Source organism: Kribbella sp. NPDC051587, assembly GCF_044453945.1.
Taxonomy (GTDB): Bacteria; Actinomycetota; Actinomycetes; order Propionibacteriales; family Kribbellaceae; genus Kribbella.
The window spans coordinates 1-22,334 of sequence record NZ_JBITDE010000023.1 but is presented as its reverse complement, the minus strand read 5'-3'; the positions used below and the strand labels follow the sequence as shown (position 1 = coordinate 22,334).

At 67.7% G+C, this 22,334-nt stretch carries 19 protein-coding genes; 12 read left to right on the top strand and 7 right to left on the bottom strand.

The genetic code is table 11. From position 1 onward, the window contains the following. Nucleotides 1–75 precede the first annotated feature (75 nt). Nucleotides 76–1,098: a LacI family DNA-binding transcriptional regulator gene (locus tag ACIA49_RS41105; RefSeq protein ID WP_396383794.1), complete on the top strand. Its 1,023-nt coding sequence runs from the start codon at nucleotides 76–78 to the stop codon at nucleotides 1,096–1,098. A 1-nt stretch (nucleotide 1,099) separates the two neighbouring features. Here ACIA49_RS41105 and ACIA49_RS41100 read toward each other — a convergent pair whose 3' ends face one another. The 3 genes from ACIA49_RS41100 to ACIA49_RS41090 all read right to left on the bottom strand — a co-directional run bounded on the left by ACIA49_RS41100 (nucleotide 1,100) and on the right by ACIA49_RS41090 (nucleotide 4,981). Beyond that, the gene (locus ACIA49_RS41100; RefSeq protein ID WP_396383793.1) at nucleotides 1,100–2,380 is read right to left on the bottom strand and encodes an ABC transporter ATP-binding protein; all 1,281 of its coding nucleotides are present in this window, start codon (nucleotides 2,378–2,380) and stop codon (nucleotides 1,100–1,102) included. Nucleotides 2,381–2,515: 135 nt separating this feature from the next. Then, nucleotides 2,516–3,418 carry a GTP-binding protein LepA gene (locus ACIA49_RS41095; RefSeq protein WP_396383792.1) on the bottom strand — a complete coding sequence of 301 codons (903 nt, stop codon included), beginning with the start codon at nucleotides 3,416–3,418 and terminating at the stop codon, nucleotides 2,516–2,518. Nucleotides 3,419–3,796: 378 nt separating this feature from the next. After that, the gene (locus tag ACIA49_RS41090; protein WP_396383791.1) at nucleotides 3,797–4,981 is read right to left on the bottom strand and encodes an aminoglycoside phosphotransferase family protein; all 1,185 of its coding nucleotides are present in this window, start codon (nucleotides 4,979–4,981) and stop codon (nucleotides 3,797–3,799) included. A gap of 135 nt (nucleotides 4,982–5,116) precedes the next feature. Between ACIA49_RS41090 and ACIA49_RS41085 the strand changes: the two genes are divergently transcribed. From ACIA49_RS41085 to ACIA49_RS41065, 5 genes are all read left to right on the top strand, one after another. After that, complete coding sequence (locus ACIA49_RS41085) at nucleotides 5,117–8,149, top strand: PQQ-dependent sugar dehydrogenase (protein WP_396383790.1); 3,033 nt, start codon at nucleotides 5,117–5,119, stop codon at nucleotides 8,147–8,149. A gap of 552 nt (nucleotides 8,150–8,701) precedes the next feature. Continuing rightward, on the top strand, nucleotides 8,702–10,009 hold the full coding sequence (locus ACIA49_RS41080) for an esterase-like activity of phytase family protein (protein WP_396383789.1): 1,308 nt from the start codon (nucleotides 8,702–8,704) through the stop codon (nucleotides 10,007–10,009). A 55-nt stretch (nucleotides 10,010–10,064) separates the two neighbouring features. Continuing rightward, complete coding sequence (locus tag ACIA49_RS41075) at nucleotides 10,065–11,399, top strand: FAD-binding oxidoreductase (protein WP_396383788.1); 1,335 nt, start codon at nucleotides 10,065–10,067, stop codon at nucleotides 11,397–11,399. After that, complete coding sequence (locus ACIA49_RS41070) at nucleotides 11,383–11,763, top strand: nuclear transport factor 2 family protein (protein ID WP_396383787.1); 381 nt, start codon at nucleotides 11,383–11,385, stop codon at nucleotides 11,761–11,763. Before ACIA49_RS41075 ends, ACIA49_RS41070 begins: the two co-directional genes overlap by 17 nt. Before the next feature lie 12 nt (nucleotides 11,764–11,775). After that, on the top strand, nucleotides 11,776–12,579 hold the full coding sequence (locus ACIA49_RS41065) for an endonuclease/exonuclease/phosphatase family protein (RefSeq protein WP_396383786.1): 804 nt from the start codon (nucleotides 11,776–11,778) through the stop codon (nucleotides 12,577–12,579). Nucleotide 12,580: 1 nt separating this feature from the next. Here ACIA49_RS41065 and ACIA49_RS41060 read toward each other — a convergent pair whose 3' ends face one another. From ACIA49_RS41060 to ACIA49_RS41045, 4 genes are all read right to left on the bottom strand, one after another. Continuing rightward, entirely contained in the window at nucleotides 12,581–12,943 is a 363-nt protein-coding gene (locus tag ACIA49_RS41060; RefSeq protein ID WP_396383785.1) for a cupin domain-containing protein, read from the bottom strand. Nucleotides 12,944–13,122: 179 nt separating this feature from the next. Continuing rightward, a complete protein-coding gene (locus ACIA49_RS41055; RefSeq protein ID WP_396383784.1) occupies nucleotides 13,123–13,644 on the bottom strand; it encodes a gamma carbonic anhydrase family protein in 522 nt (173 codons plus the stop codon). Nucleotides 13,645–13,654: 10 nt separating this feature from the next. After that, a complete protein-coding gene (locus ACIA49_RS41050) occupies nucleotides 13,655–14,317 on the bottom strand; it encodes a response regulator (protein ID WP_396383783.1) in 663 nt (220 codons plus the stop codon). Further along, the gene (locus ACIA49_RS41045; RefSeq protein ID WP_396383782.1) at nucleotides 14,314–15,975 is read right to left on the bottom strand and encodes an ATP-binding protein; all 1,662 of its coding nucleotides are present in this window, start codon (nucleotides 15,973–15,975) and stop codon (nucleotides 14,314–14,316) included. The genes ACIA49_RS41050 and ACIA49_RS41045 overlap by 4 nt, the downstream gene beginning before the upstream one ends. A 301-nt stretch (nucleotides 15,976–16,276) precedes the next feature. Here ACIA49_RS41045 and ACIA49_RS41040 point away from each other — a divergent pair, with 301 nt between their 5' ends. From ACIA49_RS41040 to ACIA49_RS41015, 6 genes are all read left to right on the top strand, one after another. Continuing rightward, a complete protein-coding gene (locus tag ACIA49_RS41040) occupies nucleotides 16,277–17,281 on the top strand; it encodes a Bug family tripartite tricarboxylate transporter substrate binding protein (RefSeq protein WP_396383781.1) in 1,005 nt (334 codons plus the stop codon). Then, nucleotides 17,278–17,793 carry a tripartite tricarboxylate transporter TctB family protein gene (locus ACIA49_RS41035; protein WP_396383780.1) on the top strand — a complete coding sequence of 172 codons (516 nt, stop codon included), beginning with the start codon at nucleotides 17,278–17,280 and terminating at the stop codon, nucleotides 17,791–17,793. Before ACIA49_RS41040 ends, ACIA49_RS41035 begins: the two co-directional genes overlap by 4 nt. Next, nucleotides 17,793–19,289: a tripartite tricarboxylate transporter permease gene (locus tag ACIA49_RS41030; protein ID WP_396383779.1), complete on the top strand. Its 1,497-nt coding sequence runs from the start codon at nucleotides 17,793–17,795 to the stop codon at nucleotides 19,287–19,289. The genes ACIA49_RS41035 and ACIA49_RS41030 overlap by 1 nt, the downstream gene beginning before the upstream one ends. 10 nt (nucleotides 19,290–19,299) lie before the next feature. Further along, a complete protein-coding gene (locus ACIA49_RS41025; RefSeq protein ID WP_396383778.1) occupies nucleotides 19,300–19,740 on the top strand; it encodes an EVE domain-containing protein in 441 nt (146 codons plus the stop codon). A 203-nt stretch (nucleotides 19,741–19,943) separates the two neighbouring features. Then, entirely contained in the window at nucleotides 19,944–20,513 is a 570-nt protein-coding gene (locus ACIA49_RS41020; protein ID WP_396383777.1) for a hypothetical protein, read from the top strand. Between the two features lie 20 nt (nucleotides 20,514–20,533). Then, nucleotides 20,534–21,895: a DNA glycosylase AlkZ-like family protein gene (locus tag ACIA49_RS41015; protein WP_396383776.1), complete on the top strand. Its 1,362-nt coding sequence runs from the start codon at nucleotides 20,534–20,536 to the stop codon at nucleotides 21,893–21,895. Nucleotides 21,896–22,334: the final 439 nt, after the last annotated feature.

Here is a 22,334-nt window from a genome sequence, read left to right as displayed (position 1 = left end):
TAGGTTTAGCGCTCCACCTTCACCGGAAGGTAATCTCCGGGAAACGGAACTGTCAACAGGTCAGGGGAGGCTTGCGTGCGGGTCACGCTGAAGGACATCGCGGACGAGGCCGGCGTGAGCATCATGACGGTCTCGAACGTCGTGAACGGCAACCGGGCCCGCGTCTCGGCCGAGACGATCGAGCGGATCCAGCGCATCGTCGCGGCCCGCGGGTACGTGCCGAGCGCGTCGGCGCGCAGCCTGGCCGCGAAGTCGTCGCGGATGATCGGGCTCCTGGTCCCGGCCGCCGACGAGGACAGCCTGATGATCAGCCCGCACAACGTGGCGATCCTCGGCCAGATCGAGCGGCAGTTGCGTAAGAGCGGCTACCACCTGCTGCTGCGCGGGATCGCGCAACCGAGTGAGGTCGGCGAGGCACTGAAGTCGTGGAGCCTCGACGGCGCCGTACTGCTCGGCTTCCTCGACGAGGACGTCGACCGGCTGACACCAGGTGCCGTCGGCAACGTCTCGCTCCTCGCTGTCGACAGCTACTCGGACAACCCGCTCACCACCGGCGTCCGCTCCGACGACTACACCGGCGCGCTCCTGGCCGCCCGCCACCTGATCGGCCTCGGCCACCGCGAGATCGTCTTCGCCGGTCCGCCCTTCAGCGGCGCGGGCGTCGTCCATCAGCGGTACGACGGCTTCCGCGCCGCGTTCACCGAGGCCGGCCTGACCTGGACCGAGCGCGTGGTCACCGTCGAGACCACAACGCACAGCACCGGCCGCGACCTCGGCCGCCGCATCCCCACCGAGCACCCCGACGCCACCGCGGTCTTCGCCACCGCCGACATCCTCGCCATCGGCATCATGGAGGGCCTGGCCGACACCGGCCACCCGGTCCCCGACCAGCTGTCAGTCGTCGGCTTCGACAACCTCGACCTGAGCGAGTACGTCACGCCCAAACTCACCACCGTCGCCCAGGACATCCCCCAAAAGGCCGCCCTCGCGGTCGAACGCCTCCTGGCCGCCATCGAGCAACAGCAACACCCCGACGCCCCCATCACCCTCGACGTCCAACTCATCCAACGAGCCTCCACCGGCCCGGTGCGAAGCTAGCTCACCTGGTGACGCGGTCGATGCGGAGGCCGTGGCGGTCGAAGAGGTAGACCCGGTCCATGTCGACGGCGAAGCTCACCTGGTCGCCCGGGACGTGCGGCGTACTGGAGTGCAGTTCGACGACGAGGTCGGCGCGACGGTGGGTCGGGGCGGAGGTCTCGGCCATTGCCTGCTGGGCGAAGGTGCGGCGGTGCAGGAGGCCGGAACGCTTCGTGGCCCGGCCGGCGCGGCGCCAGAACGACCGCCGGGAATGGTTGCTGAGTCGTTCGGGTTTGTGGCGGCCGATCAGGTCGGGGTTGACCATGTCGATCCCGGCCTCGACATAGGCGATCCACTGGTGGCCGTGGTACTCGAGCGTGCGCAGCCTGCCTGAGAGCCGGTTCGCCGATTCACCGTCGAGGGTGAGCGCGTCGCTGCGGACGCCGATGATGATCTCCTCACCACCGCGGCGGAGCAGCAACGTCGTACGGCGATCGTCCGGGTCGAGGTGGAGCGCCTGGCCGCCGCCCAGCACGAGGCTGACGCGGCCGCCCTCGGCACGGACTGAGCTGGACAGCAGGTTGATCCTCGGTACGCCGAGGAATCCCGCCACGAAGGCGGTCGCGGGGTCATCGAAGACCTCGGCCGGCGTGCCGACATCCTCGAGCCGGCCATCGCGCATGACCGCGATCCGGTCGGCGAGGGTCAGCGCCTCGACCTGATCGTGCGTGACGTAGACGGTGGTGATGCCCAGGTCGCGAGTCATCGCGCCGATCTCCTGGCGGAGCTCGGTCCGCATCGCGGCGTCCAGGTTCGACAGCGGCTCGTCCATCAGGAAGGCCGAGGGCTGCCGCACGATCGCGCGCCCGATCGCGACGCGCTGCCGCTGACCGCCGGACAGCGTCTGCGGCAAGCGGTTCAACGTCTGCTGGATGCCCAGGACGCCGGCCAACTGATGCGCCTTCTCGTTGGCTTCCTCGGGGGTCTCACCGGCCATCTGCAGCGGGAAGGTGATGTTCCCGCGGACCGTCTTGTTCGGGTAGAGGGCACCGTTCTGGAAGACCATCGCGATGCCGCGATCTCCCGGCGCCATCCAGTTCGCGTGCTCGTCGCCGAAGTACAGGTCGCCGGCGGTGATCTGCTCCAGCCCGGCCATCATCCGCAGGACCGTCGACTTCCCGCACCCGGACGGCCCGAGCAGGACCATGAACTCCCCGTCGGCCACGCTCAGCGAAAGCTTGCTCACGGCAAGGTGTTCCCCGTCGTACGACTTCGTGATCGAGTCGAGGCGGATCGAACTCATCAACGAACTCCAGAGGGGGCGTCAGCTTAACGGGGGCCTAACGTATAGCTGAGCCTCCACCCACTGTCCAGAGCAAAGCAAGCGATTCGCCGGGACCACTCCGCTACGCAACGGAGTCGAAACAGTCCGTACTGGTCAGCTGCGGCGGTAGAGCCGGAAGGCGCTGCGGAACGAGTCGAGCACATAGCTCGGCAGCCGCAGGCCCTGTCGCTGCGCGAAGAGCAGCTCGAGCTCGACCTGGCCGACCTGCTGCGCATACTTCCGGATGCCTTCGTCACCCTCGGCGGTGATGCCCAGGGCCTCCATCACGCCGCCGAACTCGGCCCGCTGGCGCTTGTTGTACGCACCGACGACCTCGAACGACTGTTTGCGCAACAGCCGGGTCAGCCACTTCTGCCAGGGGGCCATCTCTTCCCACAGGCCGCGGGCGGCGATCTTGTAGTACGCGAAGTGACCGGGCTCCTGGCGGCGGATCGGCGCGATGATCGTCGACGCGACCGCCCGCTCGTCGAGGTCCAGCAGACCCTTGTGGAGCAGGTTGTAGGCCAGGATCGCGGACTTCTCGGTGGCGACACCGGTCAGGTAGTAGAGCATCCGGCTGATGTCCTGGATCACCGGCAGGTGCGCGAGCGCCCCCAGGAACCGCAGCTGGAACGAGATCTTGTCGACGTTCGGCGCCGAGACCGGCAGGCCGGCCAAGGTCTGCAACCGGTCCAGCAGCAGGCCGTGGTGGATCTCCTGCGGCGACCACACGTCGGCGTAGAAGAGCTTGTCGACCGGCGGCGGGTCCGGGAGCAGCAGGTTCAGCTCGAGCACATTGCGCTCGACCTCGAGCTCGACCCGGGTCATGTAGGCCAGCACGCCACCGAACCTGCTGGCCAACAGGTCTGGTCGTTTCATGCTGAAGTCCGCGCTGTCCAACGGGATCGGCGGGTGCTCGTCACCCAGCCGGTTGACATGCTCGAACAGCCGCGCCTCGACGGTCTCCGCGTGCCGCGGGCGCCGGTACCGGACCCGCGAGGTCTCCGCGGCGGTCATCGCGTGTCCACAGCGCCGGCAGGCTCTTGCCAGCCCCAACGTCCGTTGTCGTTCCGGCTATTCACCACGACGGATCCCCACCCCTTCGGGCCACAGCCACTGCTCGGTCAACGACGTCCCTGTCCAGGCTAACCGCGCCCGGCCCGGGATCGACTGCCCTCACGAACAAACCTCGTGTGGCCTTGACCTCACAAGGCGGCGCCGGAGTCCGGGAAGTGCAGCCAGCTTCAGCGTACCGGCAACGGCGGACAGAATGCCGTGCTGCGCAGCACGGAACGCGTCGCCAACGGTCAGATCGATCCACGAACACCCTTCGGCGCCAACCCGGTCCCGGATGGCCGTGCCGCGAATGTCACGCCGAGTAACCGGCCTGGTGGTTCACAAGTTGCCTGCGGCAACGCAGGCGGCGCGGATTCCGGCCGCGGGATCCGTTGCGTGGTACACCCGTTCGCTGGGCTCGATGTGGTCGAGGAACTTCTGGTAGAGCACTGCACCGTAGAGCGCCTGGACGACTGCCATTGGCGCCAACGCCCGCAATGGATCGCTGGCCGGGAGGTGGTGCTTCCAGGCGGCTGCCCAGACGGTCGCAGCATGCTCGCGCTTCTCCGTCGGCAACCAGTCGTAGAGGCGGCGCACATCGGCTGCGGGGTGACCGACGAAGGCGTCAGCCCAGTCGACGATCATCCGAGTGGTCCCATCCGAGCGCCAGTTCCCAGGGTGGAAATCGCCGTGCACCAAGGTGATCGGCAGCCCGGACTCGTCCAGCTCGGCGACGATGCCGGGGAGTTGGTCGACGAGCTCACGAGCCTGTGCGTGCTCGGTGGCGTTCAATTGCACACCGGCCTCGCCCGCGAGTAAGCGCGTCAGGTGGCCGGCCAATTCGTTCGGTAGCAATCGCGGCGTACCGAGGTCTGCTGTTGGTAGAGCAGCCTGTACGGCGACCCAGCGGGTGAGCACGTTGTCGACCGTCTCCGCGTCGGGCTCCCAACAGTCGGACCCCGGAGCGTGCGCCAGGAGCGACCACCGCCGTTCCAGGTCCACCCCAAGAACGGCCGGCCCGAGCTGAGCGTCGTACTGCTGGACCTGTCGAATGACATCCGCGTCAACGCTGCAGAACGTACTCGTAGCCTTCGCCCACGCTCCGTCGAACCGGATCAGGCAAGACAGGTTCCACGTCTTCACCTGCACCCAGTCCGAAGTCCCGAGGATCTCGGAGGCCCACTCGATCATCCGCCGCGGCCCGTCCACCTCCGCCCACGAAGCCCGCCGCGGCTCCGGCCGCGTCAGCCCCTCCGACCACTCGTTCGGCGTGGCATCCAGTACGCCGGGAGCCGGCTCGCGATCCGCCTGCACGTGGTACACCGACAGCCCACCCCTGCCGTTCTGCCGCTCGCCCGTGTGCACCAACCGCAGGACGACGGTCCGGACCCCCAGCAACGCATCCAGTTGCGCAGTCGCATCCTCGATCTCCGGCCACCACACCCGGTCTGCCTCAAAGGGCAGCGACGTACCGACGTACCGATCCCCCACGGTCACCACCGCGACCACAGTCTTCGTCTCCACACTCACATTCTCGCTACGGCGACACTGAGCGCGAAGGGGTTTGTTCGGCGCACCCCTTGCGTAGTTCGGACCTGAAGCCGCATTCTGGCTGGGCTCACGGGGGTGGGGATTAAGTGTGCACTGGGGGCTTTTGTTATGCGTTTTTCCGCCGATGCGCTGCGGCGGGTGCTGGCTGTGATCTGTGTGTCACTGCTGGTGCCGTTGGTGGCGACAGGGTCGGCGCGTGCCGTGGCCGCGCCGAGTGGGTTCAGCGAGCAGACCGTGTTCAGCGGACTGAGCAACCCGACGAACGTCGCGTTCTCGCCGGACGGCCGGGTGTTCGTGGCCGAGAAGAGCGGGCTGATCAAGGTCTTCGACTCGCTCGACGACCCGACACCGAGCGTGTACGCCGATCTGCGGACCGAGGTCTACAACTTCTGGGACCGCGGCCTGCTCGGGCTCGCCCTGCACCCGGACTTCCCGGCGGACCCACGGATCTACGTGCTGTACACGCATGACGCGCTGATCGGCGGCCAAGCCCCCAAGTGGGGTACGGCGGATGCGACCGACGACCCGTGTCCGTCGCCGCCCGGGCCGACCAGCGATGGTTGCCAGGCAAGTGCGCGGCTAGCGGTGCTCACGCAGACCGGATCGACGGTCTCCGAGCAGGTGCTGGTCGAGGACTGGTGCCAGGTCTTCCCCAGCCACTCGATCGGCACGATCGAGTTCGGTCCCGACGGCATGCTGTACGCCGGTGGTGGTGACGGCGCCAGCTTCGTCTACGCCGACTACGGCCAGGACGGCGACGCGACGGCCGACCCGACCCCGGACAACCCTTGTGGCGACGGGCCTGCGCCGGTCGGTACCACCCTCACCCCTCCTACGGCTGAAGGCGGTTCGCTCCGGGCGCAGGATCTCCGCACCAGCGGTGACCCGGTCACGCTCGACGGCTCGATCATCCGGATCAACCCGGACAACGGCCAGGCCGCGCCCGGCAACCCGTTGCTGTCCAGCCCCGACCTGAACGCCCGCCGGATCGTCGCCGAGGGTTTGCGCAACCCGATGCGGTTCACGTTCCGGCCCGGCACCAACGAACTGTGGGCCGGCGATGTCGGCTACCAGGTCTGGGAGGAGATCAACCGGATCACCGTCCCGACGGCCGGCGTCACGAACTTCGGCTGGCCTTGCTACGAGGGCGCGGGACGGCTGAAGTCCTTCGACGCCGCCAATCTCAACATCTGCGAGAACCTGTACGCCGCCGGCCCAGCCGCGGTCGCCGCGCCGTACTACGCCTACAACCACTCGGCGCACGTCGTACCGGATGAGACCTGCACGGTTGGCAGTTCGTCGCTCTCGGGTCTGACGTTCTATGCCGGAGGCAACTATCCCGCCGAGTACGACGGGGCGCTGTTCTTCGGTGACTACAGCCGTCGGTGTGTCTGGGCGATGCTGAAGGGCAGTAACGGTCTGCCGGACCCGGCGCATATCGTGCAGTTCGCGTCGGGCTACGGATCGACTCGACTGGTCACCGGCCCGGGTGGCGACCTGTTCGCGGTCGACTACGACAACGGCGCCATCAAGCGGTACGTCTACAGCGCCACGAACAACCCGCCGACCGCGGTGATCCAGTCCGATCGCACCAGTGGGAACGCGCCGCTGCAGGTCAGCTTCGACGGCACTGCCTCCAGCGACGCCGACAACGATCCGCTGGCCTATGCGTGGGACCTCGACGGGGACGGCCAGTACGACGACTCGACCGCCGCCAAGCCGCAGTACACCTATCCGAGCAACGGTCCCGTGACTGTTCGACTGAAGGTGAGTGACGGCCAGGGCGGTACGACGACCACGTCGACCCAGATCAACGTCGGCAACACAGCACCGACCGCCTCCATCACGTCACCCGGCCCGGCGGTCACATGGAAGGTCGGTGACACGATCTCGTTCTCCGGCTCGGCGTCCGATGCGGAGCAGGGTTCACTGCCGGGTTCCGCACTGACCTGGTCGCTGATCATGCATCACTGTCCAAGTGATTGCCATGAGCACCAAATCACCTCGACGACCGGACTGAGCGGTTCCTTCGCGGCACCGGATCACGAATACCCGTCGTACCTGGAGCTGCGGCTGACCGCGAAGGACGCCGGTGGTTTGACCGATGTGAAGAGTGTCCGGCTGGACCCGAAGACGACCAAGCTCAACTTCGCGACCCAGCCGACCGGACTACAGGTCACGTATCTGGACAAGAACCTGAAGGCCCCGGCGACCGCGACCACGATCACCGGGTCGAGCGGTTCGGTGTCGGCGGATCCGGTGCAGTTGGTGGGGCCGGTTCTGTACAAATTCGCTTCCTGGTCTGATGGCGGTGCCCGGAACCACAACTTCCTCGCGCCGGATGCGGAGTCGACGTACACGGCGACGTACGTGCCGAAACGGAACCTGGCGTTGAACCACCCGGTGACGACGTCGAGTGTCTACAGCAACCGGCCCGGGTCGCTTGCCGTGGATGGCAACGCGGCGACCTTCTGGTCGAGCGCGCGCAGCGATCCGCAGTGGTTGCGGGTCGACCTCGGCCGGGTGCAGGTGGTCAACCGGGTGCTCCTGAACTGGCTGTCGACGTCGTATGCGAAGGCGTACACGATCCAGGTGCTCGAGAGCGGCCGGACCTGGAAGACCGTCTACTCGACCAAGACCGGCGACGGCTTCATCGACAGCCTCGGCTTCACCTCGGTCAAAGCCCGGTTCGTACAGATCAACATCACCGCGCGCGGCGTGGCCGGCAGCTACAACGGCCTGTGGGAGATGGGCGTCTACACCGACGAGGGCGACGTGACCGGCATCGCCGGCAAGTGCACCGACGTACCGCAATCACAGACCGCCGACGGAACCCAGGTCCAACTGTGGTCCTGCAACGGTACGACGGCCCAACGGTGGCTCATCCTCGACAACGGAACCATGCGGTCCTCCCTCGGCAAATGCCTCGACGCCCGCAGTACGGCGCCCCTGAGCCCGGCCGTCCTGTGGACCTGCGACAGCAGCCCCGGGCAGAAGTGGACACCCCGAGCCGACGGCACCCTCCTCAACGTCCGCTCCGGCCTCTGCCTAGAACCAGCCGACGGCAAAAACACCGACGGCACCAAACTAGTTATCAACCCCTGCACAGCCGCCGCCACCCAAAAGTTCCTCATGCCTTAGGTGGGGACGCCCTCAGCCGCCGCTCACCTGCGGCCGAGGGCGTCCCCGCTGGGTGGTTTGCGCGGGTGGTGGGGTGGGGCCGGGGAGCGGAACCGACCTGTATCGACAGGCAAGACTCCCCAGCCTCCCGCGACCGTCACTATCCGGAGACGGGCACCACGGCCTCAGCCAGAGCCCGTCAGGCCCAGGCAAGGTGCACGCGATCGCCGACCGCACCATCCGGCTCAGCCACAGGCGGCCGCGACCTGAAGGCTTCAGTCGACCGCCGCAGGCGGGCGAGTCACCCGTACACGCACCTTTGCGGGGCCCTACTGCCACATAGCGGCAGTAATCATCCGCAAACCCGGCACAACCGCGGCCGGCGCCGTTAACGTCCGAAGACACGCCGACGACGTCTGCGGGTCCTTCGGACGTTGGCGCAGTTATCGGGTGAGCCCCGAGACCGCGCTGGATGGGGATGCGCGCGCGAATCGGTTGGTGAGGGCTGACGGATTTCGTCCAGGTTCATCACTAGGCCAACCGGTGTTCACCGGTTGCGGCGAGGGTCTGGCCATGTTGAGTCGGATCGCGTGGGTGGGGACTGCGGCGTTGACCGCGGCGGCGTTGGTGGCAAGCGGGGCGCAGGCGCATGAGCGCCCGCCGGTACAGGCCAAGGTGGTGGGGACAGCGACGTTGCCGGACATCAGCCTCGGGGCGTTCTCCAACTCGTTGATCCGGCACTCGGTCGGCAACGACCGCAAGGTCGACCTCGGCGGGATCGGCAGCGACATCTTCCCGGCCGGCCGTCCTGGTGAGTTCTGGACGATCACCGACCGCGGCCCGAACGGCCAGATCAAGATCGACGGCACCAACCGTCGCACGTTCCCGGTGCCCGGGTTCGACCCGGCGATCGTGAAGGTGAGGGTCGACGGCAGCAAGCTTCGGGTGCTGTCGGCGATCCCGATCACCACGCGCCACGGCGACCCGGTCACCGGGCTCTCCAACCAGGAGAGCCGCGACGAACTGCCTTACACGTACGACGCCTCGACCCGGCTGACCGTCAACCCGAACGGGCTGGACACCGAGGGCATCGTCCGCGCGAACGACGGCACCTTCTGGCTGGTCGACGAGTACGGCCCGTCGCTGGTGCACGTCTCTTCTCGCGGCCGAGTGCTCGCGCGGTACGTGCCGAAGGGCCTGAACCTGACCGGAGCCGACTACCCGGTGATCGAGGCGCTGCCCTCGATCTTCCTGACCCGCAAGATCAACCGCGGCTTCGAGGGTCTGGCCCAGCTGCCCGGTGGCGACTTGGTGATGGCGCTGCAGAGCCCGTTGCTCAACCCGAGCAAGAAGATCGGCGAGGCGTCCCTCACCACGCGGCTGGTTCGCTTCTCCCCGCACCGCGGCAAGGTCACCGCGGAGTACGTCTACCGCTTCGACCCGGTCGGCGTCGTCGACCCCGGCGAGGACAGCACGACCGAGCTGAAGATCTCCTCGGTGATCGCGGTCGGCCACGAGACCCTGCTCGTCCAGGAGCGCACCGACAACGCGGCTCGCCTGCAGCGCGTCGTACTGCGTGATCGCGACAACGTGCTCGGGACCAAGTGGGACGACACCGCGACCGCGCCTTCGCTGGAAGCACTCACCGACCCGGCAGCGTCCGGCGTACCGGTGTTGTCGAAGAAGCTCTTCCTGGACCTGAACACGGTCGCTGGTGCTCCGAAGAAGATCGAGGGCGTCGCGCTCACGTCGAAGCACACACTCGTGGTCATCAACGACAACGACTTCGGGATGACCGACGGCCCGGCCGCCTTCGACGCCGCCGGCAACCTCGTCGACAGCAACATCGAGACCAAGCTGGTAACGATCCGCCTGCCGTGACCTGAGTCACAGTTGAAGGTTGTCACACGGATCGCTTGGCCGGCGTCACGTGAGCATGACCTTTGATGAGCTACGGCGTGAGTTCGGTGGGGAGATCGTTGAGGCAGGTTCGGCCGAGTACGACGCAGTCAGCCGGACTGTGTTCGGGACCGGCCGACCGGCCGGCGTGGTGCGGCCGCGGAGCGTGGCGGACGTCCAGGCGGTAGTGCAGTTCGCGGTGGACACGGGGCTGGCGTTGGCGGTGCGCGGCGGCGGGCATGCGTTCGCGCGATTCGGTACGAACGACGATGGCGTCGTACTGGATCTCAGCGGGCTGGACGATGTGCTGGTGCTCGACGAACGGCTGGTGCGGATCGGTGGTGGCGCGACCTGGGGGCAGGTGGCGGATGCGCTGGCGCCATATGGGCTGGCGATCTCGTCGGGTGACACACGGAGTGTGGGCGTCGGCGGGTTGACGCTGAGTGGCGGGATCGGGTGGAAGGTCCGGAAGTACGGGCTCGCGCTCGATCAGTTGGTCGCCGCTGAAGTGGTGACGGCCGATGGGGATGTCGTCCGGGCGTCGGCCGATGAGCATCCGGAGCTGTTCTGGGGGTTGCGCGGTGGTGGGGGCAACTTCGGCGTGGTGACGGCGTTCGAGTTCATGGCGCATCCGACGACCGAGGTTCTGCACGGGAAGATCGCGTTCCCGGCGACTGAGGCGGCGAGCGTGCTGCAGGGCTGGGCCGACTACGCCCGTACGGCGCCGGACGAGCTCACGTCGATCGCGACCTTCGCCAACCCGTTCCTGGGTGGGCCGGACGCTCCGATCGAGATTCACCTCACCTGGGACGGTGACGACGCGTCAGCGCTCGACCCGATTCGCGCGCTCGGCACGGTGATCGCGGATGACGTCGCGCTGACGCCGTACGCGGAGACCTTGGTGGTTGGTCAGGCACCGCCGCCGGGCATCGAGTTCGTGGCCCGAAGTGCCTTTGTGGACAAGGAGTCCGTCTCGGAGGTACTCCGGATCCTGGCCGAGACCGGGGCGACTGCGGGTTCACCGATCATCGCCGTACGGAGTGTGGGTGGTGCGGTCGCGCGCGTCGCTGCCGACGCCACGGCGTACCCGTATCGGCAGGCTGAGTTGATGTTCGTGACCACGAACATCGGACCGGCCCCGGCGATCGCGGCCGCGCGGCCGGCGCTGGACGCGCTCTGGGAACGGCTAGCGCCGCACAGCACCGGTGCCTACGCGAACTTCTTGTCCACGACCGAGGTCGATGCGGTCTACCCGGCGCAGACGTACGAGAAGCTCGCCGCACTGAAGCGTCAGTACGACCCGGGCAATCTGTTCCGCGGCAACCACAACATCGACCCGGACTACGATCGGCCAGGTGACACTGGAAGATGAGATCCGGGCCGCCGGAGCGGCGGCCGATGAGGCTTTGCTGGGGAACGACGCCGAGCTGATCAGCACCTTCTTCACCGACGACTGGGTGTACGTCGGCCCGTCCGGGATCACCGCGAAGACGGAGCTGATCGGCTGGATCGCGTCCGGGCGGTTGGCCCACCACACGATGGAGACGGTCGGGCCGGAGCGCATCGCGCCGGTCGGTGACTCGGTCGTGGTGACGGCCCGGCGGACCAGCTCGGGGACGTGGGACGGGACGCCGTACCGGGCGGACGAGTGGATCAGCGAGATCTTGGTGCGGGACGACTTCGGTCTGTGGCGAAAGGCGTTCGGGCAGAAGTCGGCCGTGAACCTGGGCGGCTGAATACTGCTCGACGTGCGTAAACTCTCCTTGATCACCACTGCCCTGGCCGGAGCTCTGCTCCTGATCGTGCCCACGACTGCACAGGCGGCGACGACGGTGAAGACCTTCACGTTCAACATCCATCATGGCGCCGGTACCGACGGGAAGCTCGATCTCGAGCGGACCGCGAAGACCATCGAGGCGTCCGGCGCCGGGATCGTCGGGCTGCAGGAGGTGGACAAGAACTTCGATGCCCGAAGCAACTGGGTGGACCAGGCGGCGTGGCTGGCCACGCGGTTGGGGATGAACTACGTGTTCGCGGCCAACCTGGACTGGGATCCGCCGGAGGCGGGTAAGCCGCGGCGCCAGTACGGTACGGCGGTGCTGTCGAAGTACCCGATCACCGACTCCCGGAACACGCTGCTGCCGAAGGTCGGTGACGAGGAGCAGCGCGGTCTGCTGGAGACGGTGATCAACGTCGACGGGACGCCGGTTCGCTTTGCTGACACGCATCTGAACAACGCGACCGCCGCCGAGCGTCAGCAGCAGGCGACCGCGATCGTCAACCTGCTCGGCAGCGCCACCGAGCCGACCGTGCTCGTCGGCGACCTGAACGCCGTACCGAGTGCTGCGGAGATCAAGACGCTGACCGCGCGTTGGAAGGACACCTGGACCGAGGTCGGTGTCGGGCTGGGTTACACCAGCGCGGTGCCGTTCCCCACGCGTCGGATCGACTACGTGCTGCACAGCACCGCACTGAAGGCGACCGCCGCTTCGGTTCCGTCGTCGCTCGCCTCCGACCACCTTCCGGTCAGCGCCACCTTCACGCTGGGCTGAGCTACTCCAGCCAGGTGGTTTCGAAGGTCGGGTTGGCGTGGATGTGCAACGCCTCGTAACCGCCAGGCCCCGTGCGGAACTTGTGCGGGGTCTCGGCCGGTACGACGAGGATCTGGCCGGCGTGGGCGACCACCTGCTCGTCGGCGACCGTGAAGGTGGCCGATCCGCGCCGGATGATGAAAGTTTCGGCGTACGGATGCAGATGCAGGCGGGGGCCGACGCCTTCCTTGCTGGTGGACTCCAGAATCAGTGACACACCGGCACCACCAGGTAGCTCGGTGTAGTTTTCTTCCCAGCCCTCACCGTCGTCCCGGCCGTCGGCGCGGTCGATGACGAAGGCTCCGGTGCTCGCGATCTCGGTCATGGAACCCCTCCCTCGGTTGTCTGGCCACCGTAGCTTCGCGGGAGGTTCTTTCAGCGCGCTTTCACCAGCAGGGCTTTTCAAAAACCGGGCCTTGGGTACCTGAGTTTTGACGGGTTGAGCAGACAGCCCACGGTGAGGCCCTCGGGGAGGATCGTCCCCGAGGGCCCGCCGACCAAAGGTCAGTCGACCGGTACGGCGCTCTCCGCGTGCCGGCGAGCGAGATCGTGGTACACGGCCGCGTTGTGGTCGACGAAGAGCTTGGCCGTCCCCTCCAGCGGGACGATCTTCTTCGCCGGACTCCCCATCGCCACCGATTCCGGCGGGATCACCGCACCCGGAGTGACGGTCGCCCCGGCCGCGATCAACGTGCGGGCGCCGACGACGGCGCCGTCCAGCACGATCGCGCCGTTCCCGACGAGGGCCTGCTCGCCGATCGTGCAGTCATGCACGAGGCACAGGTGCCCAACCGTCGCGTTCACCCCGACCTCGCACCCGGTGTGCCCGGCGTGAATCACGGTGTTGTCCTGGATGTTGGCCCCGGCCCGGATCGTGATCGTGGCCAGATCGGCCCGGATCACCACGCCGTACCAGATCGAAGCCCCGGCCTCGACGACCACATCACCCACCAGCGTCGCGGTCGGCGCGACCCACGCCTCCGGGTGCACGGTCGGACTCTTACCTTCGAACTCGAACATCGGCATGCCGAGCATGCTAAGCGTGCCAGCGGTAGCGGCGTTCCGGGCGGCCCGTCGAGCCGTACCGGAGGGCGACGACCGCCTGGTTCCGCGTGCAGAAGAACTCGAGGTAGCGGCGGGCGCTGACCCGGGACAACCCGACCTGCTCGGCACACTCGGCCGCGGACAGGCTGTCGGCAGCCTTCAGCGCGGTGGAGACCAGCTCGGCAGTCTCCTGGCTGAGTCCCTTCGGCAGCCGGTTCCCGGCCGGTCTGGTCGGCGTCAGCACGCGATCGACGTCCGCCTGGCTGGTCACCTGATCAGGCACGCTGGCCCGCTGCCGCGCGTACTGCTGCAGCCGCGAGCGCAGATCCTCGAAACCGAAGGGTTTCAGCAGGTAGTTCACCACCCCCTGCCGAACAGCACCCCGTACGGCGTCCGCCTCGCGCGCCGCGGTGATCACCAGGATGTCGCAGTCCGGCTGCGCGGATCGCAGCTGGGCGATCAGGTCGATGCCGAAGGTGTCCGGCAGGTAGAGGTCGAGCAGCACGAGATCCGGGCGGAGTTCGCGGATCGCGGTCAACGCCTGCTCGCCGGAGTTCGCCGTACCGAGGACCTCGAATCCGTCGACCCGCTCCACGAAGCCGCGGTGGATCCGGGCCACCATGAAGTCGTCGTCGACCACCAGCACCGTGATCATCGGGCTCCCTCCGGCAACGGCTGCACGGACATCCGGGCCACGAACGCGGCGCCGCCGTCATCCAGGTTCGTGACCGCGACCTCGCCGCCGCGGCGCCGGCAGATCAGCCGGATCATCGCGAGCCCGATCCCGCGCTCGCCTTCGGCCGCGGCCTTGGTGGTGAAACCGTGCGCGAACACCTCCTGGGCCAGTTCCGGCGCGATCCCGGGTCCGGAGTCGCGGACCTCGATCTCGATACTGGCCGCGTCCTGCCGCAGCTCGACCTCGACCCAGGCCGGCGACAGCGGCGTACCGGACTGGGCGGCGGCATCGACCGCGTTGTCGACGAGGTTGCCGACCACGGTCGCGATGTCGGCGGACAGCTCCGGTGCGAGTCGTTGCACCGTGGTGCGTTCGGAGACGCGGAGCTCGACACGGCGTTCGGCGGCGACCGAAGACTTCGCCATCAGCAGCGCGGCGACCGCGGTGTCGTGGACCCGGCGGGTGAGCGTCAGGTCGAGCGACTCCCGGTACCGGTTGAGCGCGCCGACGTACGCGACGACCTCGTCGTACTCGCCGATCTGGATCAGCCCGGAGATCGTGTGCAGCTGGTTGGCGAACTCGTGGGTCTGGGCGCGGAGCAGTTCGGCCGAGCTGCGGAAGGAACCGAGTTCACGCTCCAGCTGGGCCAGTTCGGTCCGGTCGCGCAGGGTGGTGACCGAGCCGAGCGAGCGGCCGTCCTTGGCGACGTCCATCCGGTTCATCACCAGCACCCGGCCGCGCCGGACGACGACGGCGTCCCGGGCGGCCACACTGTCCTGCTCACCGGCCAGCACCTCGTGCAGCCGACCCTCGATGCCCAGCTCACGCAGGCTGCGGCCGACTGCATCGGCCGGGAGGTCGAGGAGCCGCCGACCGACATCGTTCACCAGCGTCACCCGCAAATGGGGGTCGAGGGCAACGACTCCCTCGGCGAGGCCGTAGAGCATCGCCTCGCGGTGTTCGGCCAGGCCGACGATCTCGCGCGGCTCGAGGCCGAGCGTCTGGCGCTTGATCCGGCGGGCGAGCAACCACGAGCCGAGCAACCCCAGCAGACAGGCGATCCCGAGATAGATCGCCAGGTACGACGATGCCCCGCGCAACCGTTCCAGGACCGACGGCACCCGTTCGCCGACCATCACCGTGCCGATCCGCTCGCCGAGTGAACCGTCCGGCAGGTTGTTCGCGTCCACTCCCTGACTGAGCACCGGGACCTGGGAGACCAGCTCCTGCTCATCGTCGACGCGCAGCTCACCGGACCAGCCGCGACCATCCGCGACCCCCGGATCACCCAACGTCATCGCGCCGTCGATAGTGGTCAGATTGGTGGCCGCGATGATCCGGCCATCCGCCGCCGCGACGGTGATCGAGGTGACGCCGGACTGCGTCAGCGTGGTCGTCAGCAGCGGGGCGAGCACCTCGGCCGGTACCGGGTGCCGGATTCCGAACCGCAGCGTCTGGTTGCCGGCTAGCTGTTCGGCCAGCGCGGTGACCCGGCGGCCCTCGACCCGGTTGAAGGTGGCGGCCGACTGGGCGAGCGAGACCGCGGCGACGGCGACCAGCACCACCACCACGATCGCCAACTGCAGGACCAGCAGCTGACCGGCCAGGGTCGGCCGCTTCCCGATTCGCAACGCCACGGCCGCATGATCACCGCTGGAACCCCGTGAAGGCCACCCTTCAGCCCCGATCGAGTCGTGACCACAATGAACTCAACCACCGCTGCGGTCACAACGCAGACGCCGTACCGTCCCCACCCCCACGATCAACCCCAAGCGCGTCCCCCTCGCCCCACCCCCCATTTCCCTGGCTAGGCACTGAGATTGGGGGTTCTGCACCGGTATTCAGGGTGGAGAACCCCCAATACGCGTGGCTAGGCAGTCAAATGGGGGTGGGTGGTGGGGTGGGTGCGGTGGCTGGTGGTTCGGGAAGGGAATGGCGATGAGGGCGAAGGTTTGGGTGGCGGCGGGTGCGGCGCTGGTGCTGATGGCCGGTACGGCGTGTGGGGCGACCGCGGAGAAGAGGGACTCGGCGGCGCCTGATGGCGGGAAGCCGGTGAGCGGGTTGCGGCTGATGGTGCCGAACGCGGCCGGTGGTGGGTACGACACGACTGCGCGGGTGGCCGCGAAGGTGATGGACGACGCGAAGATCACGTCCGGGATGCAGGTCTTCAACCTGCCGGGTGCCGGTGGGACGGTCGGGCTGCAGCGGACCGTCAACGAGAAGGGCAACGGCAAGCTCGCGCTCCAGATGGGGCTCGGCGTGGTCGGAGCGACGTACACGTCGAAGTCCAAGGCGACGCTCACCCAGACGACCCCGCTGGCGAAGCTGATCGAGGAGGCCGGGGCGATCGTGGTCCCGAAGAACTCGCCGTACCGGACGATCGGTGACCTGGTCGCGGCCTGGAAGGCGAACCCGAAGCAGTTCCCGGTCGGTGGCGGGTCGTCGGCCGGCGGCCCGGACCACCTGCTGCCGATGCAGCTCGCGCAGGCGGTCGGCATCGACCCAAAGCAGGTCAACTACATCTCGTACGACGGCGGCGGCGAGCTGCTGCCGGCGTTGCTGGGCAGCAAGATCTCCTTCGGGGCGAGCGGGTTCGGTGAGTTCCTGGACCAGGTCGAGAGTGGGCAGGTGCGGGTGCTCGCGGTGACGAGTGAGCAGCCGGTGGACGCGCTGAAGGACGTGCCGACACTGAAGGGATCGGGGATCGACCTGGTCTTCACCAACTGGCGCGGGATCGTCGCCCCGCCGGAGATCAGTGCCGCGGACAAGCAGGTCTGGATCGACGCGCTCACCCGGATGCACGACTCGGCGGAATGGAAGGCTGAGCTGACCAAGCACGGCTGGACCGACGCCTTCCTGACCGGTGATGCCTTCGGCACCTTCCTGGCCGAGCAGGACAAGGCGGTTGTGGACGTCCTGACCAAGCTGGGACTGGCGGCATGACGGTGGTCGACGAACCGGTCGCGGTCCGGCGTACCGACAAGGCGCAGTACGGCGTCTGTGCGTTCCTGGCGGCGGTCGGCGGCCTGGTGATCGTCGACGCGCTCCGGATCCAGCACATTGCCAACAGCAACGATCCGATCGGGCCCAAGCCGGTACCGATCGTGCTCGGAGTCCTGCTGCTGGTGATCGCGGTCCTGTACGCCGTCGACGTGGCGCGCGGGGGAACCGGCGAGGCGGAGGGCGGTGAGGACGTCGACCCCACCTCCGCGGTGGACTGGAAGACCGTCCTGCTGCTGATCGCGTCGTTCGTGGTGAACCTCGTGCTGATCGAGCCGGCCGGCTGGGTGATCAGCGGGACGGTGCTGTTCTGGGGTTCGGCCTACGCGCTGGGCAGCCGGAACTACCTCCGGAACCTGGTGATCGCGGTCGCGCTGTCGCTGACCACGTTCTACCTGTTCGCGATCGGGCTCGGCGTGAACCTGCCGGCCGGCGTACTGCAAGGGATCTTGTGATGGGGAACCTCGCGAATCTGCTGACCGGGTTCGGCGACGTGCTGACCCCGATGAACCTGCTGCTCGCGCTGCTCGGAGTGACCGTCGGTACGGCGGTCGGCGTACTGCCGGGAATCGGACCGGCGATGACGGTCGCGTTGCTGCTGCCGATCACGTACGGGCTGGAGCCGGTGCAGGCGTTCATCCTCTTCGCCGGGATCTTCTACGGCGGCATGTACGGCGGCTCGACCACCTCGATCCTCCTGAACACACCCGGCGAGTCGGCCTCGGTGGTGACGGCGATCGAAGGCAACAAGATGGCCCGGTCCGGCCGGGCCGCACAGGCGTTGGCGACCGCCGCGATCGGGTCCTTCGTGGCCGGGACGATCGGAACCTTGCTGCTGGCCCTGGTCGCGCCACAGGTGGTGAAGTTCGCGATCAGCCTCGGGGCGCCGGACTATCTGGCGATCATGCTGCTGGCCTTCGCCGGAGCGACGTCCGTGCTGGGCTCGTCGCGGATCCGTGGCTTCGCGGCGTTGCTGCTCGGACTGGTGATCGGGCTGGTCGGCATCGACAAGGTGACCGGTCAGCAGCGACTGACCTTCGGCATCCCCCAGCTTGCCGACGGCATCGATGTGGTGGTGGTTGCCGTCGGCATCTTCGCGGTCGGCGAGGCGTTGTGGGTGGCCGCGCATCTGCGGCGGACGCCGGGGACCGTGATCCCCGTCGGCCGGCCGTGGATGGGCCGGTCGGACTGGCGGCGGTCGTGGAAACCATGGCTGCGGGGAACGGCGTTCGGGTTCCCGATCGGGGCCTTGCCGGCCGGCGGCGCGGAGATTCCGACCTTCCTGTCGTACGCGACCGAGAAGAAGCTGTCGAAGCACCCGGAGGAGTTCGGGCACGGAGCGATCGAGGGTGTGGCCGGACCGGAGGCGGCGAACAACGCGTCGGCGGCCGGGACCTTGGTACCGATGCTCGCGCTCGGCCTGCCCACCAACGCGACCGCCGCGGTCATGCTCGCGGCCTTCACGTCGTACGGGATCCAGCCGGGGCCGCTGCTGTTCCAGCGTGAGTCGCGCCTGGTCTGGGCACTCATCGCCAGCCTGTTCATCGGCAACCTGATGTTGCTGCTGCTGAACCTCCCGCTGGCTCCCGCCTGGGCGAAGCTGCTGCAGATCCCCCGCCCGTATCTCTACGCGGGCATCATCTTCTTCGCCTCGATGGGCGCGTACGCCGTGAACGCCCAGCCGCTCGACCTCCTGCTCCTGCTGCTGCTCGGCCTGCTCGGCTTCGGCATGCGCCGCTTCGGACTCCCGGTGCTGCCGCTGATCATCGGCGTCATCCTCGGCCCGATCGCCGAACGGCAGGCACGGATGTCGCTGCAACTATCCAACGGCGAACTCCACGGCCTGGTCGGCGGTCCGGTCTCGTACGTCATCTACGCCGTCCTGCTGCTGCTCCTGGGCTGGCCGCTGATCTCCAGATATATGACGAAACGTGTCACCTATTCGGCGTGACACTGAGCTCATGACCACCATCGAGAGGGCTTGGCTGGGTGTCGTCTCCGCCGACCACACGCGGCGCGCGGTCGCCGGCGGCTTCATCCAGCTCAACCACGGCAAACGCCCCGGCGTAGCGCGCCTGCGCCAGGGCGACGGCTTCGTCATCTACTCCCCCACCGACCTGTACGGCGACAAAACCCCACTGCGCGCCTTCACCGCCCTCGGCATCGTCGCCGACACCGAGCCCTACCAAGCCGCCCCCATGGACATGGGCTCCCACGGCACCGTCCAACCCTGGCGCCGCCACATCACCTTCGCCGCCGCCGCCCCTGTCGCCCTCACCGACGTGAAAGACGCCCTCCACCTCACCACCCAGGCCAACTGGGGCTACCAACTCCGCCGAGGCCTCGTCCCCCTAACCCCCGAAGACTTCACCACCCTCCAAAGCTTGATGGATCCTCCGTAGAACAGGACGTAGTCGCCTACGCATACCGTCCAGCCGCCCGAGTCAGGCCGACAGCACCCCGAATCCCCCGACAGCTCCTGTCCTTCTGACGAGACAGGCCGTGCCCTTTTGGGCCGTTGATTTTGGGGGTCAACTTTTGGTGGGAGGGGTGCGTCTTAGCTCGCGTCAGGCCAACTGGGGCCGGCACGTGAGGGGGTAGGACGATGAAGAAGAACGTGATGGCTCGGGTTCTGGCCAGCGCCGCGGTGGTTGGGGTTGCGGGGGTGCTCGCTGGGATGCTGCCCAGTGACGCGGCGGCGCCGAGCTACGCGTACAAGTGCTGGGGGACTTCGGCGGACCACTGCACCGTGGCCGTTCAGGCGCCGAAGGGGTGGAAGTTCACGCAGCTCGACAAGTTCCAGGCGAAGTTCACCAAGTCCGACGAGATGCTGCGCATCGACGGGATCTACGCGAAGGTGAGCCCGAAGGCTCAGGTGGCGCGGAAGACCGCCGAGCTGAAGAAGGTGCCAGGGCTGAAGATCCTGTCGCAGTCCAACGGGGTCACGCCGTCGGAGATCCAATGGAACAACAAGAAGGTCGTCTTCTACGACGTGAAGTACAGCTACACGGACGGCGCCCGCGGCCAGCGCGTCGTCACCACCCGGTACGCCGACACGCTCGACGGGGGTAACCGGGCGTACCTCGAGCTGACCGTGGGTGGCAGCGCGAAGGACCAGGCCGAGCTCGACGCGGTGCTGCGCAAGGCGACGCAGTCGGTGACACTCGTCGGCTGAGTTCGGTAGCTTTTGGGTTCATGAAGGTGGTGGGGAACGACGTACCGGTCGCTGCGGCTCGACGGATCGCGCTGGGGGCGCAAGGGTTCGCGAGCGGGCGACCGGTAGGTCGGATCGATGTACGGCGGATGCGGGCGGCGATCCGGGATGCCGGCGTACTGCAGGTCGACGCGGTCAACGTGTTGACCCGCGCGCATTATCTGCCGTTGTTCTCGCGGTTGGGGGGCTATTCGCGTGACAGGCTTGACGATTTGAGCTGGGGGCCGAAGCGGGAGCTGTTCGAGTACTTCTGGGGGCACAAGGCGGCGCTGCTGCCGGTGGAGTACTTCCCGCTGCTCAAGCATCGGATGCGAGCAGCTGAGCAACAGGACTGGAGTGCAGAGCTCGGTCCGAACATCAGCGCTCCTTGGGCGGTCGTGGTCGGGATGCAGCGGTTGCAGGCCGAGCGACCCGGGTTCGTCGAGCAGGTGCTGGCGACGATCGCCGAGCGCGGGCCGCTGACGGCCGGTGAGATCAACCCGGACGAGGTACGGCGGAAGCGCACCGACCCGGATCCCGACCCGAGCACTGGCGCGATGTGGAATTGGCAGGATGCCAAGATCGCGGTCGAATACCTGTACTGCGCCGGCCTGGTGACCATCGCCGGCCGCCGGAACTTCGAGCGGCTCTACGACCTCACCGAGCGCGCGCTACCGGCCGCCGTACTGGCTGCTCCGGAGCCCGACGATCCGCAACGCGAGCTGGTCCGGGTCGCCGCGCGCGGCATCGGGATCGGTACGGCGGCCGACCTCTGCGGTGCACGCGGTCACTACAAGTTGCCCACAGCAACGGCTCGCCGGATCGTCCGCGAGCTCGTCGAGGCCGGTGAACTCATCCCGGTCCGGGTCGAGGGCATCACCAAGCAGAGCTACCGCTGGCACGAGACCGTGGATAGCCCGGTCGACGCGCAAGCACTCCTGTCGCCGTTCGACCCACTGATCTGGAACCGCGACCGCACCCACCAGTACTTCGACTTCTTCTACCGGATCAGCATCTACACCCCCGCCGCCGAACGCATCCACGGCTACTACGTCCTCCCCTTCCTCCTCGGCGACACCCTGGTCGCCCGCGTCGACCTCAAGGCCGAGCGCTCCACCTCCACCCTCCTGGTCCCCACCGTCACTCCCCGAACCCGGCGCCCCCGACCTCACCGAGCCCCTCCTCGCCGAACTCCGCCTCATCACCACCTGGCTCGGCCTCACCAACCTCCGCATCACCGCCACCAGCCCCCTAGCCCGCTCCCTAACCGCCGCCCACTAACACCCACACCTCTCGCCCGTCATCCGCCGGTTCCCCATCTGATGGGTCCACCCACCAACGTGTGGACCCCCAGCCCCATTTGATGGGTCCACCCACCAACTTGTGGACCCCCAGCCCCATTTGATGGGTCCACCCATCAGCTCGTGGACCCCCCAGCCCCATTTGATGGGTTCACCCATCAGCTTGTGGGTTCCCCCACCGCATGCCGCTCAGGAACCCACAACGCCATGGGTTAACCCACCAAATGCCGCGAGCACGACACTCGTCGTACGGGTGCACACGCGCGGCGGTCGCGTCGCCGTACTCGAGCACCAAGGGCCAGCACCTTGAGCACGCATCAACCGCGGTGAGCCCGCCGGGACGGGTGAATCGTGCTCAACGTCGACGAGGCTGCGCACTTTGAGCACGGCTCAGGCACTGCCGGGGCGGTGGTTTCAGCCGGTTGTTGCACGTAGCGCCTCGTTGAGGGCTTGGGCTGGAGTCTGCCAGCCCAGGGTCTGTCGGGGGCGTGTATTCAGCTTG

Bases quoted from the DNA above. Each gene is read 5' to 3' on its own strand.
- ACIA49_RS41075 (WP_396383788.1), top strand. From the start codon at position 10,065: ATGACCTTTGATGAGCTACGGCGTGAGTTCGGTGGGGAGATCGTTGAG.
- ACIA49_RS41025 (WP_396383778.1), top strand. From the start codon at position 19,300: ATGACCACCATCGAGAGGGCTTGGCTGGGTGTCGTCTCCGCCGACCAC.
- ACIA49_RS41040 (WP_396383781.1), top strand. From the start codon at position 16,277: ATGAGGGCGAAGGTTTGGGTGGCGGCGGGTGCGGCGCTGGTGCTGATG.
- ACIA49_RS41050 (WP_396383783.1), bottom strand. From the start codon at position 14,317: ATGATCACGGTGCTGGTGGTCGACGACGACTTCATGGTGGCCCGGATC.
- ACIA49_RS41055 (WP_396383784.1), bottom strand. From the start codon at position 13,644: ATGCCGATGTTCGAGTTCGAAGGTAAGAGTCCGACCGTGCACCCGGAG.
- ACIA49_RS41030 (WP_396383779.1), top strand. From the start codon at position 17,793: ATGGGGAACCTCGCGAATCTGCTGACCGGGTTCGGCGACGTGCTGACC.
- ACIA49_RS41060 (WP_396383785.1), bottom strand. From the start codon at position 12,943: ATGACCGAGATCGCGAGCACCGGAGCCTTCGTCATCGACCGCGCCGAC.
- ACIA49_RS41015 (WP_396383776.1), top strand. From the start codon at position 20,534: ATGAAGGTGGTGGGGAACGACGTACCGGTCGCTGCGGCTCGACGGATC.
- ACIA49_RS41080 (WP_396383789.1), top strand. From the start codon at position 8,702: ATGTTGAGTCGGATCGCGTGGGTGGGGACTGCGGCGTTGACCGCGGCG.
- ACIA49_RS41095 (WP_396383792.1), bottom strand. From the start codon at position 3,418: ATGACCGCCGCGGAGACCTCGCGGGTCCGGTACCGGCGCCCGCGGCAC.
- ACIA49_RS41035 (WP_396383780.1), top strand. From the start codon at position 17,278: ATGACGGTGGTCGACGAACCGGTCGCGGTCCGGCGTACCGACAAGGCG.
- ACIA49_RS41100 (WP_396383793.1), bottom strand. From the start codon at position 2,380: ATGAGTTCGATCCGCCTCGACTCGATCACGAAGTCGTACGACGGGGAA.
- ACIA49_RS41020 (WP_396383777.1), top strand. From the start codon at position 19,944: ATGAAGAAGAACGTGATGGCTCGGGTTCTGGCCAGCGCCGCGGTGGTT.
- ACIA49_RS41085 (WP_396383790.1), top strand. From the start codon at position 5,117: ATGCGTTTTTCCGCCGATGCGCTGCGGCGGGTGCTGGCTGTGATCTGT.